The sequence below is a fragment of the Klebsiella sp. B345 genome (genome assembly GCF_051131735.1).
Lineage (GTDB): Bacteria > Pseudomonadota > Gammaproteobacteria > Enterobacterales > Enterobacteriaceae > Klebsiella.
Map to the genome: position 1 here is coordinate 200,946 of NZ_CP180443.1, position 14,966 is coordinate 215,911.

16 protein-coding genes are annotated in these 14,966 nt (G+C 56.6%); 10 read left to right on the forward strand and 6 right to left on the reverse strand.

What is annotated here, in order from left to right; translation table 11 throughout:
- The first annotated feature begins 169 nt into the window (after positions 1 to 169).
- The gene (locus tag ACMYSO_RS00970) at positions 170 to 418 is read left to right on the forward strand and encodes a hypothetical protein (protein WP_434670879.1); all 249 of its coding nucleotides are present in this window, start codon (positions 170 to 172) and stop codon (positions 416 to 418) included.
- A 48-nt stretch (positions 419 to 466) separates the two neighbouring features.
- Here ACMYSO_RS00970 and yncL read toward each other — a convergent pair whose 3' ends face one another.
- Positions 467 to 562 carry a stress response membrane protein YncL gene (yncL, locus tag ACMYSO_RS00975; RefSeq protein WP_071844919.1) on the reverse strand — a complete coding sequence of 32 codons (96 nt, stop codon included), beginning with the start codon at positions 560 to 562 and terminating at the stop codon, positions 467 to 469.
- 179 nt (positions 563 to 741) lie between these two features.
- On the opposite strand from yncL, the gene ACMYSO_RS00980 reads away from it, so the two are divergent.
- The 3 genes from ACMYSO_RS00980 to ACMYSO_RS00990 all read left to right on the forward strand — a co-directional run bounded on the left by ACMYSO_RS00980 (position 742) and on the right by ACMYSO_RS00990 (position 3,113).
- Positions 742 to 915: a GhoT/OrtT family toxin gene (locus tag ACMYSO_RS00980; RefSeq protein ID WP_004861568.1), complete on the forward strand. Its 174-nt coding sequence runs from the start codon at positions 742 to 744 to the stop codon at positions 913 to 915.
- Positions 916 to 987: 72 nt separating this feature from the next.
- The gene (locus ACMYSO_RS00985; RefSeq protein WP_434668827.1) at positions 988 to 1,758 is read left to right on the forward strand and encodes an alpha/beta fold hydrolase; all 771 of its coding nucleotides are present in this window, start codon (positions 988 to 990) and stop codon (positions 1,756 to 1,758) included.
- A gap of 80 nt (positions 1,759 to 1,838) precedes the next feature.
- Positions 1,839 to 3,113 carry a putative acyl-CoA thioester hydrolase gene (locus ACMYSO_RS00990; protein WP_434668828.1) on the forward strand — a complete coding sequence of 425 codons (1,275 nt, stop codon included), beginning with the start codon at positions 1,839 to 1,841 and terminating at the stop codon, positions 3,111 to 3,113.
- A 3-nt stretch (positions 3,114 to 3,116) separates the two neighbouring features.
- Here ACMYSO_RS00990 and ACMYSO_RS00995 read toward each other — a convergent pair whose 3' ends face one another.
- Entirely contained in the window at positions 3,117 to 4,550 is a 1,434-nt protein-coding gene (locus ACMYSO_RS00995; protein WP_434668829.1) for an aldehyde dehydrogenase family protein, read from the reverse strand.
- A gap of 257 nt (positions 4,551 to 4,807) precedes the next feature.
- Here ACMYSO_RS00995 and ACMYSO_RS01000 point away from each other — a divergent pair, with 257 nt between their 5' ends.
- Together ACMYSO_RS01000 and ACMYSO_RS01005 are read left to right on the forward strand one after the other, a co-directional pair.
- Positions 4,808 to 6,406, forward strand: coding sequence for an ABC transporter substrate-binding protein (locus tag ACMYSO_RS01000; protein ID WP_434668830.1), 1,599 nt, complete (start codon positions 4,808 to 4,810; stop codon positions 6,404 to 6,406).
- A gap of 17 nt (positions 6,407 to 6,423) precedes the next feature.
- Complete coding sequence (locus ACMYSO_RS01005) at positions 6,424 to 6,657, forward strand: YdcY family protein (protein ID WP_434668831.1); 234 nt, start codon at positions 6,424 to 6,426, stop codon at positions 6,655 to 6,657.
- Between the two features lie 9 nt (positions 6,658 to 6,666).
- Here the strand turns inward: ACMYSO_RS01005 and ACMYSO_RS01010 are convergent, their stop codons facing one another.
- Together ACMYSO_RS01010 and ACMYSO_RS01015 are read right to left on the reverse strand one after the other, a co-directional pair.
- Positions 6,667 to 7,116: a DMT family transporter gene (locus tag ACMYSO_RS01010; RefSeq protein ID WP_434668832.1), complete on the reverse strand. Its 450-nt coding sequence runs from the start codon at positions 7,114 to 7,116 to the stop codon at positions 6,667 to 6,669.
- Entirely contained in the window at positions 7,113 to 7,631 is a 519-nt protein-coding gene (locus ACMYSO_RS01015) for a GNAT family N-acetyltransferase (protein WP_434668833.1), read from the reverse strand. The genes ACMYSO_RS01010 and ACMYSO_RS01015 overlap by 4 nt, the downstream gene beginning before the upstream one ends.
- A 189-nt stretch (positions 7,632 to 7,820) precedes the next feature.
- Between ACMYSO_RS01015 and ACMYSO_RS01020 the strand changes: the two genes are divergently transcribed.
- Both ACMYSO_RS01020 and ACMYSO_RS01025 read left to right on the forward strand, forming a co-directional pair.
- Positions 7,821 to 8,396 (forward strand): helix-turn-helix domain-containing protein, encoded by a 576-nt coding sequence (locus ACMYSO_RS01020; RefSeq protein WP_434584956.1) that lies wholly within the window; start codon positions 7,821 to 7,823, stop codon positions 8,394 to 8,396.
- Between the two features lie 65 nt (positions 8,397 to 8,461).
- Positions 8,462 to 9,499 carry an NADP-dependent oxidoreductase gene (locus tag ACMYSO_RS01025; RefSeq protein ID WP_434668834.1) on the forward strand — a complete coding sequence of 346 codons (1,038 nt, stop codon included), beginning with the start codon at positions 8,462 to 8,464 and terminating at the stop codon, positions 9,497 to 9,499.
- A 109-nt stretch (positions 9,500 to 9,608) separates the two neighbouring features.
- Here the strand turns inward: ACMYSO_RS01025 and pqqU are convergent, their stop codons facing one another.
- Positions 9,609 to 11,711, reverse strand: a complete 2,103-nt coding sequence (gene pqqU / locus ACMYSO_RS01030; protein ID WP_434668835.1) for a TonB-dependent receptor PqqU — start codon at positions 11,709 to 11,711, stop codon at positions 9,609 to 9,611.
- 260 nt (positions 11,712 to 11,971) lie between these two features.
- Here pqqU and ACMYSO_RS01035 point away from each other — a divergent pair, with 260 nt between their 5' ends.
- Positions 11,972 to 13,033 (forward strand): YncE family protein, encoded by a 1,062-nt coding sequence (locus tag ACMYSO_RS01035; RefSeq protein ID WP_434668836.1) that lies wholly within the window; start codon positions 11,972 to 11,974, stop codon positions 13,031 to 13,033.
- Positions 13,034 to 13,177: 144 nt separating this feature from the next.
- Entirely contained in the window at positions 13,178 to 13,399 is a 222-nt protein-coding gene (locus ACMYSO_RS01040; protein WP_434584952.1) for a YgdI/YgdR family lipoprotein, read from the forward strand.
- Between the two features lie 45 nt (positions 13,400 to 13,444).
- Here the strand turns inward: ACMYSO_RS01040 and ansP are convergent, their stop codons facing one another.
- On the reverse strand, positions 13,445 to 14,908 hold the full coding sequence (ansP, locus tag ACMYSO_RS01045; RefSeq protein ID WP_434668837.1) for an L-asparagine permease: 1,464 nt from the start codon (positions 14,906 to 14,908) through the stop codon (positions 13,445 to 13,447).
- Between the last annotated feature and the right edge of the window lie 58 nt (positions 14,909 to 14,966).

Below are 14,966 nucleotides of genomic sequence, written 5' to 3' on the forward strand. Positions count from 1 at the left end.
AATAGTGAGGGCGGTTGGGCATTGGTTAAAAAAAGAAAATGTAGATGAAATGTTAAAAATATCTGGCTGGTCCGCTACTGTAGCGGAAAGAGAGCGTTTGAGGTTTGACTTTGTACGCGCCCGCATGCGACCATTTATCATAATTTGTTACTTTAACGTTGAACTTGTTTTGAAAAAGATAGTATTTCTCCTGTCGGTGGCCTGCGCCACGGCACTGCTATACGGTTATTCACCGGCACAGCATATTCGGGGTTGTGAACAGCAAGGGGCCAGTGAAGCCATTTGCGTTGCAGCGGAATGGGATAGCGAAAAAGTTAATTTGCTACCGAAATATGACCCTGATTATAACCGGGTTATTGCTGTGCAACAGACCCAGTCTCAGACCCGTATTGATAAAACAGCCGCGATAAAATCGTAAAAAAGCAGCCCATAGAGGCTGCTTTTTTAGGTTTCTTTGCTGAGTAAATCAGTAAAACCAACCAAAACGAACAGATAACAGGCTGATAAGCGCAAACGCTGCACCGACATTAATCAGAATTACGGTTTTGCTGGAAACATCCATAACGCCACCTTTATGAGTAAGCCTCTACAGGTATAGTACGAGGTGAAAGGAAGTGCTATCAGACAAGGATGAATTGGGCGTTAAATACCGTGGTTTTTATGTGGTGTTGTGAACTGTCTTGTACCGCTTTGAGAATATAAAGCAGGTACCTTGATGGGCTTGTCAGGGAAGGAATAAGAATGACCCTATACCAGAAAATGCTGGTTTTTTACGCAGTTATGGGATGTATCTGCGCAATAATAAGCTGGTTTTTAACCAAAGAAAGCCGACTTATCCGCCTGCTGGCAGCATTGTTGATCGGCGCCACATGGCCATTTAGTTTTCCTATGGCTCTGCTGGTCTCACTGTTCTGACCTTATAAAGTCACTGGCAATTGGCATATTTTAACTGTATAAAAACACAGTTAATGCTGATGGAGCGACGTTATGAATGGCTTTTTCTCCTCACTGGCTGGCGCGACCGTGCGCTGGCTCGATCTCCCTGGGCGCGGTGTACCGGTGGTCTTTATTCATGGCCTGGGCTGCGCGTCATCCTACGATTACCCACGCGTGGTGACCGACCCGGCGTTTCATGGGCGACGGGCGCTACTCATCGATCTGCCGGGATACGGCTATAGCGATAAGCCTGCGCAGTATAGCTACAGCACCAGCCAGCAGGCACAGGTGGTGGTTGAACTGCTCGAACATCTTCAACTGAGCCGCTGCTATCTGTACGGCCATAGCATGGGCGGCAGCATCGCCATTGAAGTAGCTGAGTGTCTTGGCGATCGTATTCTGGCGCTGCTGGTGGCGGAGCCTAATCTGTATGCCGGGGGAGGAATGTACAGCCGGGCTATCGCCACCCAACCGGAGGCCGAATTTGTCGCCAGCGGTTATGCCGGGATGCTGGCAGCAGAGACCTCTCCCTGGGCCGGATGTCTGCAAAACAGCGCACCCTGGGCGGTATGGCGCGGGGCCAGCAGCCTGGTCGCCGGCGTGGCACCGTCGTGGTTCAGCCGTTTTCAACAGTTAACCTGCCGCAAGGCCCTGATTTACGGTGAGCTGTCATTACCCGCGCAGGAAGCCAATGACGTCCAGGCCGAGGGGATTGCGTTGCTGACGGTGCCAGATGCCGGGCATTCGATGGCCTGGGAAAACCCCGCGGCGTTGGCTGACAGGGTTGCCAGTTTCTGCGCATGGGTGGAAGCAGAAGCGTAAAGCGTGATCGCGGCATGATTAAAGGAACGGCATTTCATTATTATTGGTCATCAATTCCAATAATATATGGTGCCCGATAAATGCCGAAGATCCCGATGCCTGCGCTCTCCCTGTTGCTTAGCATGTCATTCGTTATGCAAGGATGTTCAACCCCGACGCTACGCGGAAGTGAAAGTGGAGGTGGAAGTGAAACGCGTCCGTTACTCACCGCCGCAGAAGCGAGCACCTTTACCCAGGCGAACTATTTTGCGCGCGGTGGCTTATTAGCATCCCCTGACGGCCCGTGGACGCCGTCGGCGGAGGTCCTGAAAGCAGGCGATACACCGTGGCGTGTTGCCCACAGCGGTGCCCCGTACACCAGCGTTCAGCAGGCGTTAAATGCGGCGATCCGCCAGCAGGCGGGGGATCGCCAGCGCATTACCATTCGGGTGGAACCGGGCGTCTACCGGGAAACGGTGTACGTTCCGGCCGATGCGCCGCCGGTGACCATTTACGGTAGCGGGGCCGATCCTGAAGCGGTAAGAATCGAACTGCCGCTGGATTCACAATTCTCGCCGCAGCGCTATCGTCAGGTGGTTAACGCGCAGCAGCAGTACCGTCCGGGAGATCCCGCCTGGTATCAGTACGCGCTGTGCGCCGAGCGTACCACCCCGATGATAGGGACCAACTGCGCGGCGGTGATGTGGGCGCAAAGCGCCGATTTTCACCTGGCGAATATCAGCGTTGTGAACAGCTTGCTCGATAGCGTGGATGGCGGAACCCATCAGGGAGTGGCATTGCGCACCGATGGCGACCGGGTCCAACTGGAGAACGTCCGTCTGCTTGGGCGTCAGGATACCCTCTACCTTAATACCAGCGATCAACGTAACGCCGCCGTCACCGATCGCATCAGCCGGGTCTATATCAAAGACAGCTACGTCGAAGGGGATGTTGATTACGTCTTTGGCCGGGCAAATGTGGTGTTTGACCAGGTGCATTTCCATACCGTCTCTACGCGTCACTCGCCGGAAGCCTATGTGCTGGCGCCCAACACCTTGCCGGACAACCCTTACGGTTTCCTGGTGCTGAACAGCCGCTTTACCGGCGATAGCGGTTATCAGGGGCAGTTCAAAGCGAAGCTGGGGCGCGCCTGGGATCAAGGGGCGGGGAAGACCGGCTATCTGCCGGGCAACACGGCTAATGGCCAGTTGGTCATTGCGCACAGCACCATTGACGGCAGCTACGATAAGCTTGCGCCCTGGGGCGCCGCCGCAACCACGTCGCGACCGTTCCGCGGCAATATCGCCGCAGAACGTCAGCTGAATGATGTGGCCTATAACCGCTTATGGGAATTTGCTAACCATACGCAGCCATAATGATTAAAACGGCAGTTCGCGCGGGCGGGTCTGCAGGGTTATCCAGCGCAGTTCGGTAAACTCAGCGATGCCCGCCCGGCCGCCGAAGCGTCCGTAGCCCGAAGCTTTACAGCCGCCAAACGGCATCTGGGCCTCATCGTGCACGGTGGGGCCGTTAATATGGCAGATACCGGTTTGCAGCGCCTGAGCCACGTTCCACGCCCGGGCGCTGTCACGGCTGTAGACCGCAGAGGAGAGCCCGTATTCGCTTTCGTTAGCGACGTCCAACGCCTCCTGTTCACTCCTGACGCGAATTATCGCTTTCACCGGCCCGAAGGATTCCTCCTGCCAGATGCGCATCTCGCGGGTGACGCCATCAAGCAGGGTGGCGTGCATCTGTGTCGAGTCAGCCTTGCCGCCGGTTAGCAGCCGCGCGCCTTTTGCCAGCGCATCGTCAATCAGCGCATTACAGCGCGCCACGGTTTTCATATCGACAACCGGGCCAATCAGTCCGGCAGGCAGGGTTGCCGCCCGGCGGCTTAATCGTGCGATAAACGCCTCGGCAATTGACTCGTCAACGATGATCCGCTCGGTCGACATACAGATCTGCCCAGCGTTGGCAAAGGCCCCGAATATTGCCCCGGCCGCCGCCTGGTCGAGGTCGGCGTCGTCGAGCACCAGCAGCGGGGCTTTGCCGCCCAGTTCAAGTACCGCCGGCTTCAGATACTGACCGCAGGTACGGGCGATAATACGGCCCACCGCGGTGGAACCGGTGAAGTTGACGCGGCGCACCGCCGGGTGGGCGATCAGCGCTTCGACCAGCGCCGGGGCATCCGCCGGCGCGCAGGTCAGATAGTTCACCACCCCGGCCGGCAACCCGGCTGCCGCCAGCGCGTCGACGATCAGCGCCTGGCTGGCGGGCGATATTTCTGCTCCTTTAAGGATCACCGTGTTCCCGCAGGCCAGCGGCGTGGCAATAGCGCGGGTGGCGAGGATCAACGGCGCATTCCACGGCGCCATGCCCAGCACCACGCCAGCGCCTTGACGTACCGCCATCGCAAGGTTGTCCGGTACGTTCGAGGCAATAACCTGGCCTTCGATTTGGGTGGTGAGGGCGGCTGCTTCACGCAGAATATCGGCCGCCAGATGGACGTTAAAACCGGCCCAGTGGGCCGTGGCGCCGGTTTCTGCCGCCATGGCGGCGATAAACTTCGCCTCACGTAGCAGCAACTGTTCCGCCGCTTCCAGCAGCAGGCGGCGCCGTTCTACGGGGGCCGTATCACGCCATTGCGGGAAGGCCACCGCTGCGGCCTCGACGCTGCGTCGGGCGTCGGCAAGGCTTGCCGCAGAGGCAACGGAAGCCGCCTCTTCGCTCAGCGGATGGTGGCGGCTGAAGGTGGCCTGGCCTTCGGCATCGTGCCATTGGCCGTTGGTGTATAGCTTGCAGGTTATTGTCATGGGAAGCCTCACTGGTCTGCGGTTTCCCGAGTGTACCGGGTGGCACAGGCGTGCGGTGAAAGCAGGGCGGTTATCGCACGTTTTTTTCCTGGTTTTGTAGGCAGTTCACAACTTCTGCGAGCCAGAGGGACGGGATGCTGAATAAATCAACGAAAACACCCGTTTGCGCATAACCTGATGCTAATTGATTATTTGCCGGTTGAATCCTGCTGTGCTGTTATTAGTGCACATATAACAAATTGATAAGGTTTATAACCATGTCTACAGGGAAAACGTTACTTGCGCTGGCGTTAAGCGCATTACTACCGGCGGGTGCCGCATGGGCGGCCGGAAACGACACGCTGGTTTATTGCTCCGAAGCTTCACCGGAATCCTTTAACCCGCAAATTGCCAGCTCCGGTCCCTCTTTTGTTGCCAGCTCTCAGGTGCTGTATAACCGCCTGATTACCTTCGATCCGCTGAAAAACACGCCGGTCCCATCGCTGGCGACCGCGTGGACCGTTTCTCCTGATGGCAAAACCTGGACCTTCACCCTGCGTCAAGGCGTGAAGTTCAACAGCAACAAATACTTCACGCCGACCCGTGATTTTAACGCCGATGATGTGCTGTTCTCCGTTCTGCGCCAGCAGGATGCCAAACATCCGTACCACAACGTGTCGCAGGGGCAGTATGAATATTTCCACGACGTCGGGCTGGATAAGCTGATTAAAGAGGTGAAAAAACTGGACGACTACCACGTCCAGTTTGTGCTGACGGAGCCAAATGCCGCCTTCCTCGCCGACTGGGGGATGGATTTTGCCTCAATTCTTTCGGCGGAATATGGTGACGCCATGCTGAAAAAAGGCACGCCGGAGTACGTCGATACCTGGCCTATTGGCACCGGGCCTTACGCGTTGCAGCAATATAAAGTTGACTCGCTGATTCGCTATATTGCCAACCCGCATTACTGGGACGGCGAGGTGCCGACAAAACACCTGATCTTCTCCATTACCCCGAACGTCGAGACACGTCTGGCGAAGCTGCAAACCAACGAGTGTCAGATTATCCCGGCGCCGTCGCCGGTTCAGTTCCCGGTCATTAAAGGGAATAAAGATCTGGCGCTACATTCGGTTGAAGCACTCAACGTCGGCTATCTGGCATTTAATACCGAGAAAAAACCGTTTGATAACGTGCTGGTGCGTCAGGCGCTGAATTACGCCACCGACAAACAGGCGATCGTCCGCGCGGTATTTTTAGATTCCGGCGCCGTCGCCAAATCACCGCTGCCGGCAAACATGCTCGGCTATAAGAAAGATCTGCCGGATTACGATTACGATCCGCAAAAGGCTAAAGCACTGCTGAAACAGGCGGGGCTGGAAAAAGGGGCTGAAGTGACCCTGTGGTCAATGCCGGTACAACGGCCGTACAACCCCAATTCGCGGCGCATTGCTGAAATGATCCAGAGCGACTGGAGCAAAGTGGGTATCAAGGCCAACATCGTGACCTATGAATGGGGTGAATATCTCTCTGGCATGCGCAAAGGGGAGCACGACAGCGCGCTGTTTGGCTGGATGTCGGACAACGGCGACCCGGACAACTTTGCCGGTACCCTGTTGAGCTGTGATAATATTAAGACCGGCTCTAACGTTGCCCGCTGGTGTGATAAGTCCTATGACGCGCTGGTGAAAAAAGCGATTCTGGTCAGCGACCCGCAGCAGCGCGCCGCACTGTATGGCCAGGCGCAGGAGATCTTTTACCAGCAGGCTCCCTGGATAACTCTGGCTACCGGAAAGACCTTCTACGCCACGCGCAGCAACGTCACTGGCTACAGCGTAAGCCTGATGGGCAGCGATTTTTCTAAAGTAAAACTGAATTAAAGCGAAAGGAGAACAGAATGGCGCATCTGGATGACGTTATCGCCCGCGTGGACGCGGCGATTGCCGAAGGGGTAATTACCCATATGAATGAACTGCTGATCGCCCTTAGCGATGACGCTGAGCTGGGCCGCGACGAGCGTTTCACCCAGCAGCAGCGGTTGCGCACCACCATTGCGCATCATGGGCGTCAGCACCATGAAGAGCAGGAGACGCGCCGCGAGCAGTTAAATAAGGGTGGCGCTATTCTCTGACCGACCGCCTCAGAACTGGCGTCTGGCTACCAGCCAGGCGCCTGCCACCAGCATCACCGCACCGCAGACCGGCCCCAGCAACGCCCGCCATGGCACCCCGTGCGCACGAATAAGATCGATGATTAATCCGCCCACCAGTTGGCTGGCAATCAGCACCGCAATGGTGGTGGCCGCGCCAACGTTTTGGTAGCCGCTGATACTGGCGAAGACAAAAAACGACCCCAGCAGGCCCGGAATCAAGGTCCACCATTTGATGCTGACCGCCAGCTCCTGAAATCCTGCCGCCCCGTGGCGCAGCATCAGAATGGTCACGAAAATAACAATCCCGACCAGCGAGTTAAGCAGCATGGCAATCAGGATAGTCGACGCGGACTGGGTGATGCGTACCATCAGGGTATTCTGCACCACCAGCCCAATGCCCGCGGCAATCAGGCAGGCGAGGGTCAACGACTGGTTCATGCACGGCCATCCGGATCGCGGCGATCGTCAAGCTGTAGCTGCATAAAGGTTAGATCCAACCAGCGGCCAAACTTAGTGCCGACCTGTGGCATTTGCCCGGTAGTGACAAACCCCAGTGTTTCATGGAGATGCAGCGAGGCCTGATTTTGTGCTTCGATCCCGGCTACCATCACATGTTTATTGAGCCGACGAGCTTCGTTAATCAGCGCCACCAGCAGGGCGCGTCCCAGCCCTTTACCCTGATGATCGGGGTGCACATAGACCGAATGCTCGACGGTATGACGAAAACCGTCAAAAGCGCGCCAGTCGCCAAACGAGGAGTAACCGGTAACAACGCCATTCTCTTCGCTGACCAGTATTGGAAAACCGGCCAGTTGTCGGGCTTCAAACCACGCGAGGCGGTTATGGGTATCGACGGTTTTGTCATTCCAGATAGCGGCGGTGTGCAGGACCGCGTGGTTGTAGATTTCGGCGATAGCGGCGCAATCTTCTTTACAGGCATGGCGAATGGACATAGCAGACCTCAGTAATCGTTCACTATAGTAGTACGATATTATTACAATAATGTACGTAACGCTGTCATCTGTTTTAGCGAAAAATTTATTATTAGCTGTTATGCGAGGCATTCTGCGGTGTTGAGCAAAGTGTGGATTTGCGGGCCATCTCCTTGTTGCAGGACGATTCATACACTATAGTACTACGCTATGAATACTATTGAAGACAATATGAATCAGCGCATTAGCGCACGCATACGCATCGAACGCGAATCTCGCGGCTGGTCCCTGAGCGACCTGGCCGAGCGCGCCGGTGCCTCTCGCGCGATGATCCACAAGATCGAACGCGGCGAAAGCAGCCCTACGGCCTCGATGCTCGGGCGGCTTTCCGGTGCCTTTGGCATCAGTATGTCCACCCTGATCGCCAGGGCCGAGATGCAGGAAGGGAAACTGTTACGTTTTGCCCAGCAGCCGGTCTGGCGCGATCCGCAAAGCCACTATCTGCGGCGCCACGTCTCTCCGCGCAGCGATCTGCCGATCGATTTGGTGCAGGTAGAACTGCCTGCGGGCAGCGATGTCCCGATGCCGGCATCGTCATATGTGCTGGCGCGTCAGCTTATCTGGCTGCAGCAGGGTGAGCTGGTGTTTGTCGAAGGCGCCACCCGGCATGAAATGCGGGCCGGAGACTGTCTTGAACTGGGGCCGCCAAACGACTGCCGGTTTATCAATGAATCCAGCGCATCGTGCACCTACCTGGTGGTGCGGTTAAATCAATCTGCCTCATAATGCCAATGTGCGTGGCGTCAATTGCGACTAGCCTTGGTACAGGCTTTTAACTGGAGGAGTTTGCTATGGCTTTTCATCCACAGCGTCATCGTCGACTGGTGTTGGCTTCCCGCCCACACGGCGAGCCGACCGGGGATAATTTCCGTCTGGAAGAGGGCGATGTGCCGACCCCAGGCCCGGGTCAGTTGCTGTTGCGCACGGTGTATCTCTCATTGGATCCCTATATGCGTGGCCGGATGAGCGATGCGCCATCCTACTCGCCGCCGGTGGAGATTGGCGCGGTGATGGTCGGCGGCACGGTGAGCCGGGTTGAAGTCTCCCATCATGCCGATTTTAAAGCTGGCGAATGGGTGCTGGGCTACAGCGGCTGGCAAGATTATGAGCTTTCCGACGGCAGCGGGCTGGTGAAGCTGGGCACGGATCCGCAGCATCCTTCCTGGGCGCTTGGAGTACTGGGAATGCCTGGGTTTACCGCCTATATGGGCCTGCTGGATATTGGTCAGCCGAAAGCCGGTGAAACGCTGGTGGTGGCTGCCGCGACCGGGCCGGTAGGCGCGACTGTCGGACAGATTGCCAAACTCAAAGGCTGCCGTACTGTGGGGGTTGCCGGAGGCAGCGAGAAATGCCGCTACGCGGTAGAGACGCTCGGGTTTGATGTTTGCCTCGACCATTATGCGGATGATTTCGCCGCGCAGTTGGCGGCGGCCTGCCCGCAGGGGATTGATATCTATTATGAAAACGTCGGTGGTAAGGTCTTTGATGCCGTCCTGCCGCTGCTTAATACCTCGGCGCGGGTGCCGGTCTGCGGGCTGGTCAGCGGCTATAATGCCACCAGCCTGCCGGAGGGGCCGGATCGCCTGCCGCTGCTGATGGGGACGCTGCTGAAAAAACGCATCCGCATGCAGGGTTTTATCATCGGTCAGGACTACGGCCATCGAATTGCCGAGTTTCAGTCTGAAATGGGGCGCTGGGTGCAGGAAGGCAAAATCAAATATCGCGAACAGCTAATTGATGAGCTGGAGCGTGCACCTGAGGCGCTAATCGGCCTGCTGAAGGGCAAGAACTTCGGTAAAGTGGTGGTCCGCGTTTCCCCTGACGATTAATTTCGCGCCAGGCTTCACTGAACCACGATAACCATCACCCGGATAGCGCATAGCTATCCGGGTTTTTTATGGGTATCGGCGCGGGTACTTCACCCGGTGACAAAAGGCGTTACTCAAATCGCCAGGCGAGGTTCAGGCCGACGCCGTAGTTACGCCCCGGTGCTGGCTCGTAATAGCGGCCGTTGGACTCGTTGACGATAACCGAACCGACGTAACTGCGGTCGAACAGGTTGTCGATGCGGCCAAACAGATCCATATCCATCTTGCCGTAGCTCCATTTATAACCAGTGGTGAGACCGACTACCGTCCACGACGGTGCTTTGGCGGTGTTCTCATCGTTGGCCATAATATCGCTCATATAGCGGATATCACTACCGGCGTACCAGCCGCGTTCCGGCTGATAGCCGAATGAGGCGTACCCCATATTGCGCGCGATGCCCGGAATGCGATTGCCGTTGCAGTTACTGTCGTCACAGACGTTGGTCCGGTAGGTCGCGTCCAGCCACGTCCACGCGGCTTTCAGGCGCCAGTTCTCAGCAAACTGCTGATCCAGCCCCAGTTCCATCCCCTGACGCCGCGTCTTACCGGCGTTCTTATAGCTGGTACGCCCGCCGCTGCTGGCATCCACCACAATCTCGTTATCGGTATTGGTCTGGAACAGGGCCGCGGTAAACAGGCCGTTGCCGATCCGCGTCTTGCTGCCAATTTCGACGGTTTCATTAGTCGAAGGCTGCAGGCCGAAGTTCAGGCCGCTCTGATTATCCGAACGGTAGGAGAGCTCGTTAATGGTCGGGGTTTCAAAACCGCGTCCGGCAGAGAGATAGACATTCCATGCATCGGTCACCGCGTACTTCAATGAGCCTGCCGGCAGCCATTTGTGGTAGCTGGCCTCGCCGCTGTCATCACCATTGCCAGTCGTAATGTATTGATCGTTGGAGTCGAACCACACCGAACTGTAGCGCACCCCGGCATCGAGGGAGAGCTTCTCCGTCAGCTGCCATTGGGTCTGCAGATAAGGGTCAAGGTTCCACATCAGATTACGTTCATTGCGACGCAGGCTGCCTTCTTCACCGTACTGCGGTGCACCGTTGACCATCACATAGTTTTCGTATCCTTTGCGGCGCTCGCTCATGTTTTCATAGTCGAGCCCGGTGGTGAAGGTGACCGGCACCAACAGTTCGCCGCGGTGGGTCCAGCGGGTATCAACGCCTTGATAATGGCGCGTCAGATCGATAACTCCACCCGCATGAGCGGGGTTAAGCTGCGGTGCCCGGGGAATCGACTGATATTGCGTGGTCTCGCGCTCTCCGGCGTACATCATGACGCTCAGGTCGTCCTGTTCGCTGAGCGCTCTTTCGTAGCGCAGCCCCGCCTGGGTTTGCTTCGTCGACTTGCGGGTATTGTACTGATCGCCGCGAGGCGACTGGCGCGGATTGCTCTGCCACTCATCGTAGCTCAGCCCACCGGCATCATTGGCTTTAATATCCACGCTGTTAAACAGCAGGGTCAGTTTACTGACGTCATTGATGCGTACGCCCAGTTTGGCATTGGCCAGATTTTTGCGCGCGCCGCTGTGGTCGCGATAGCCGTGGGTAGTGAAGCGGTTGGTCGACACGGTGTAATCGACGTCACCGGCGTGGGTTCCGTCGCCGACGGCCCCGGTGGCCTTCAGGCCGTAGTGCCAGGTCCCGAAACTGCCGTAATAACTGCTGGCTTCGATGGTCGGCGGGTGGCTGCCGGTCTGGGTCGAGACATTGATCACCCCGCCGGAGGAGTTACCGTACAGGGCAGAGAAAGGGCCGCGCAGGACTTCAAGGCTCTCCACGCTGCCAATATCAATATTCGAGGTTTGCCCCTGGCCGTCGGGCATGGTGGCGGGAATACCGTCAACGTATATGCGCAGCCCGCGCACGCCATAGGTGGAGCGGGAACCAAAACCGCGAATCGACAATTGCAGATCCTGGGCGTAGTTCTGCCGGTTCTGCACCTGCAGCCCCGGCACCGCACCCAGCGACTCGGACAGGTTCACCCGCGGGGCGGCCTGGCGCATTTCATCCCCGTTGACCACGCTGACGGCGGCGGGGGTATCAAGTTCGGACACCGTGGTAGGCGCGGCGGTCACGACCATGGTTTGCTCGTCGCTCTCGGCCAAGGCAAAGAGAGGTAACAGAAGGGCAGGAAGCGCAACCGTGCGCACGGAAAGGATTTTCATGACAGCTACTCGTAAAACGAACCAAACGGAACATATGTGCACATGTTAATCCTTTTGTAATTTTTTGAAAATTATTAACGGCATTTTAGTTAAATAATGGCACCGAATGGCTATTTTCGCGTCGTGGATGTAGAAATAGCGCTCCACTTTACCTGAAATAATGATTACTATTCGCATTTGAAAATAACGCAAAGCCATGACTTTGCGTCAAGGAAGCAATGTCGAGCAGGCACATAGTTGTTTTATCAAAGGGAGTCGTCATGTCATTACGTCATCTGTCCGCGCCGCGTCTGCGCCGTTCACTGTTATTAACCTCTTTACTGCTGGCGGGGAGCTTCAGTGCTCATGCGGCAGAAGAAATGTTGCGCAAGGCGGTCGGTAAGGGCGCATACGAAATGGCTTACAGCCAGCAGGAAAATGCGCTGTGGGTCGCTACTTCTCAAAGCCGTTCGCTGGATAAAGGCGGGATTGTTTATCGTCTTGATCCGACCACGCTGGAGGTGACTCAGGTTATTCATAACGATCTGAAACCGTTCGGCGCGACGATCAATAACGCGACGCAAACGCTGTGGTTTGGCAACACCACCGACAGCACCGTCACCGCCATTGACGCGAAAAGCGGCGCGGTGAAAGGCCGTCTGGTGCTCGACGATCGCAAACGCAGCGAAACTGTGCGCCCGCTGGCGCCGCGTGAACTGGCGGTTAATGAAAAAACCAACACCGTCTATATCACCGGTCTGGGTAAAGAGAGCGTGATCTGGGTCGTGGATGGTGAAAAGCTGACGCTGAAAGACACCATCACCAATACCGGCGCTATGGCAACCGGTCTGGCGGTGGATGCTGATGCCAAACGTATTTACACCACCAATGCCGATGGCGAACTGCTGACCATCGACAGCGACAGCAACAAAATTATCAGCCGCAAAAAGCTGCAGGATGACGGGAAAGAGCACTTCTATCTGAACCTGAGCCTGGATACCGCCGGTCACCGCGCCTTTATCACCGATGGCAAACAGCCGGAAGTTCTGGTGGTCGATATCCGCGATGGCAAAGTGCTGCAGAAAATTGCCGCCCCGGAATCGCTGGCGGTGTTGTTCAACCCGACGCGTAACGAAGCCTATGTGACGCATCGTAAAGCCGGTGAAGTGAGCGTGATTGACGGCAAAACCTACAAGGTCGTTAAAACCTTCAAAACCCCGACTCACCCGAATAGCCTGGCGCTCTCCGCCGACGGTAAAACGCTGTATGTCAGCGTGAAGCAGGAATCCAGCCGTCAGAAAGAAGCTACCCAGCCGGATGATGTAATCCGTATTGCGCTGTAAATCGTTATTGCGGAGGGGGCAACCCCTCCCACCCGCCTGAATCACCCTCTGTTACAAACACCAATTGGCCTGAAGAATATAATGACATTACAATCAATACTTTCCCCGTCGTTGCGGGGCGATGGTAATCATTCCGGAGGAAGTATGAATAAGCCATTTATGGTGCTGTGCGCTGGCGCGATGCTGGCACTGCTTGCAGGTTGTAGTTCAAACTACGTCATGACAACAAAAAGTGGGCAGACCATTGTGACTCAGGGCAAGCCGCGTCTGGATAAAGACACCGGTATGACCAGCTATGTCGATGAATCTGGCAACCATCGCCAGATTAACAGCAGCGACGTGTCGCAGCTGGTGGAAGATAATTAAGTGACAGCAGGTGGTTTGCCCGTTTCCGGGCAAACCACGATACGCTTACTTCTGTGACGTCTGCACGCCAGGCGCTTCACTGTGAATGGCATGAACACGTTTGCGTACGCCAAACCAGCCGGCCACCAGCAGCACGGCAATCAGCGGAATCGAACCGATGGTATAAGTACCGTTCGGGTAATCGAAAGCCATCAGTACCAGCACGCTGAGCAGGAACAGCAGGGTCAGCCAGGAGGTAAACGGCGCCCCAGGCATTTTGAAGCTCACATCCGCCGCTTTCCCTTCCTTAATCGCCTGACGCAGTTTCATCTGGCACACCACGATAAAGGCCCATGAGGCGATAATCCCCAGCGACGCCACGTTCAGCACGATCTCAAAGACCTGAGACGGCACCAGGTAGTTCAGAAACACCCCGAAGACATACACCACCAGCGTCGCCAGAATCCCGGCGTACGGCACGTGATGACGGCTCATCTTAGACATGAACTTCGGCGCAGAACCGCCCATCGACATCGAACGCAGAATACGTCCGGTGCAGTACAGGCCGGAGTTCAGGCTGGAGAGCGCGGCGGTCAGTACCACGATATTCATCACGCTACCGATGTACGGCACGCCCAGCTTGCTGAAGAAGGTGACAAACGGACTTTGCCCGGCCTGATAGGCATTCCACGGCAGCAGCAGCACCAGCAGCACAACTGAGCCGACGTAAAACAGACCAATACGCCAGATCACGCTGTTGATGGCGCGGGGCACCACGGTCTGCGGATCTTTACACTCACCGGCGGCGGTGCCCACCAGTTCGATAGAGGCAAAGGCGAACACCACGCCCTGAACCAGCACCAGCGCCGGCATCAGGCCGTGCGGGAACAGGCCGCCGTTATCGGTGATCAGATGGAAACCGGTGGCGTTGCCGTCCAGCGGTTTACCGCTGCCGAGGAACACCGTCCCCACCACCAGGAAGGCGACAATCGCCAACACCTTGACCAGCGCAAACCAGAACTCCATTTCGGCGAACCACTTCACGCCGATCATGTTCATGGTGCCGACGATCGCCAGCGCGCCGAGGGCGAAGACCCACTGCGGGACATCGCCGAAGGCACCCCAGTAGTGCATATACAACGCCACGGCGGTGATATCGACAATCCCGGTCATCGCCCAGTTAACGAAGTACATCCATCCCGCCACGTAGGCCGCTTTTTCACCTAAGAATTCGCGGGCATAGGAGACGAAACTGCCGCTGGAGGGACGATGCAATACCAGTTCGCCGAGGGCGCGTAAGATAAAGAATGAGAACAGGCCGCAGACCAGATACACCAGCGCCAGGGCGGGCCCGGCCATCTGTAAACGCGCACCTGCGCCGAGGAACAGACCGGTACCGATAGCCCCGCCGATGGCGATCATCTGTACCTGACGGTTACCCATCGCTTTGTGATAACCCGCTTCCTGAGAGTTTAGCCAGTGACGCTTGGCGGCGTGATGTTCCGCCGTTGTGTTTTGCTTAGTATTCATTGTGATACCCATTTTCCTGTCAATGTCCATGAGTGGTTCTGCGCACTGCTGAGACGCA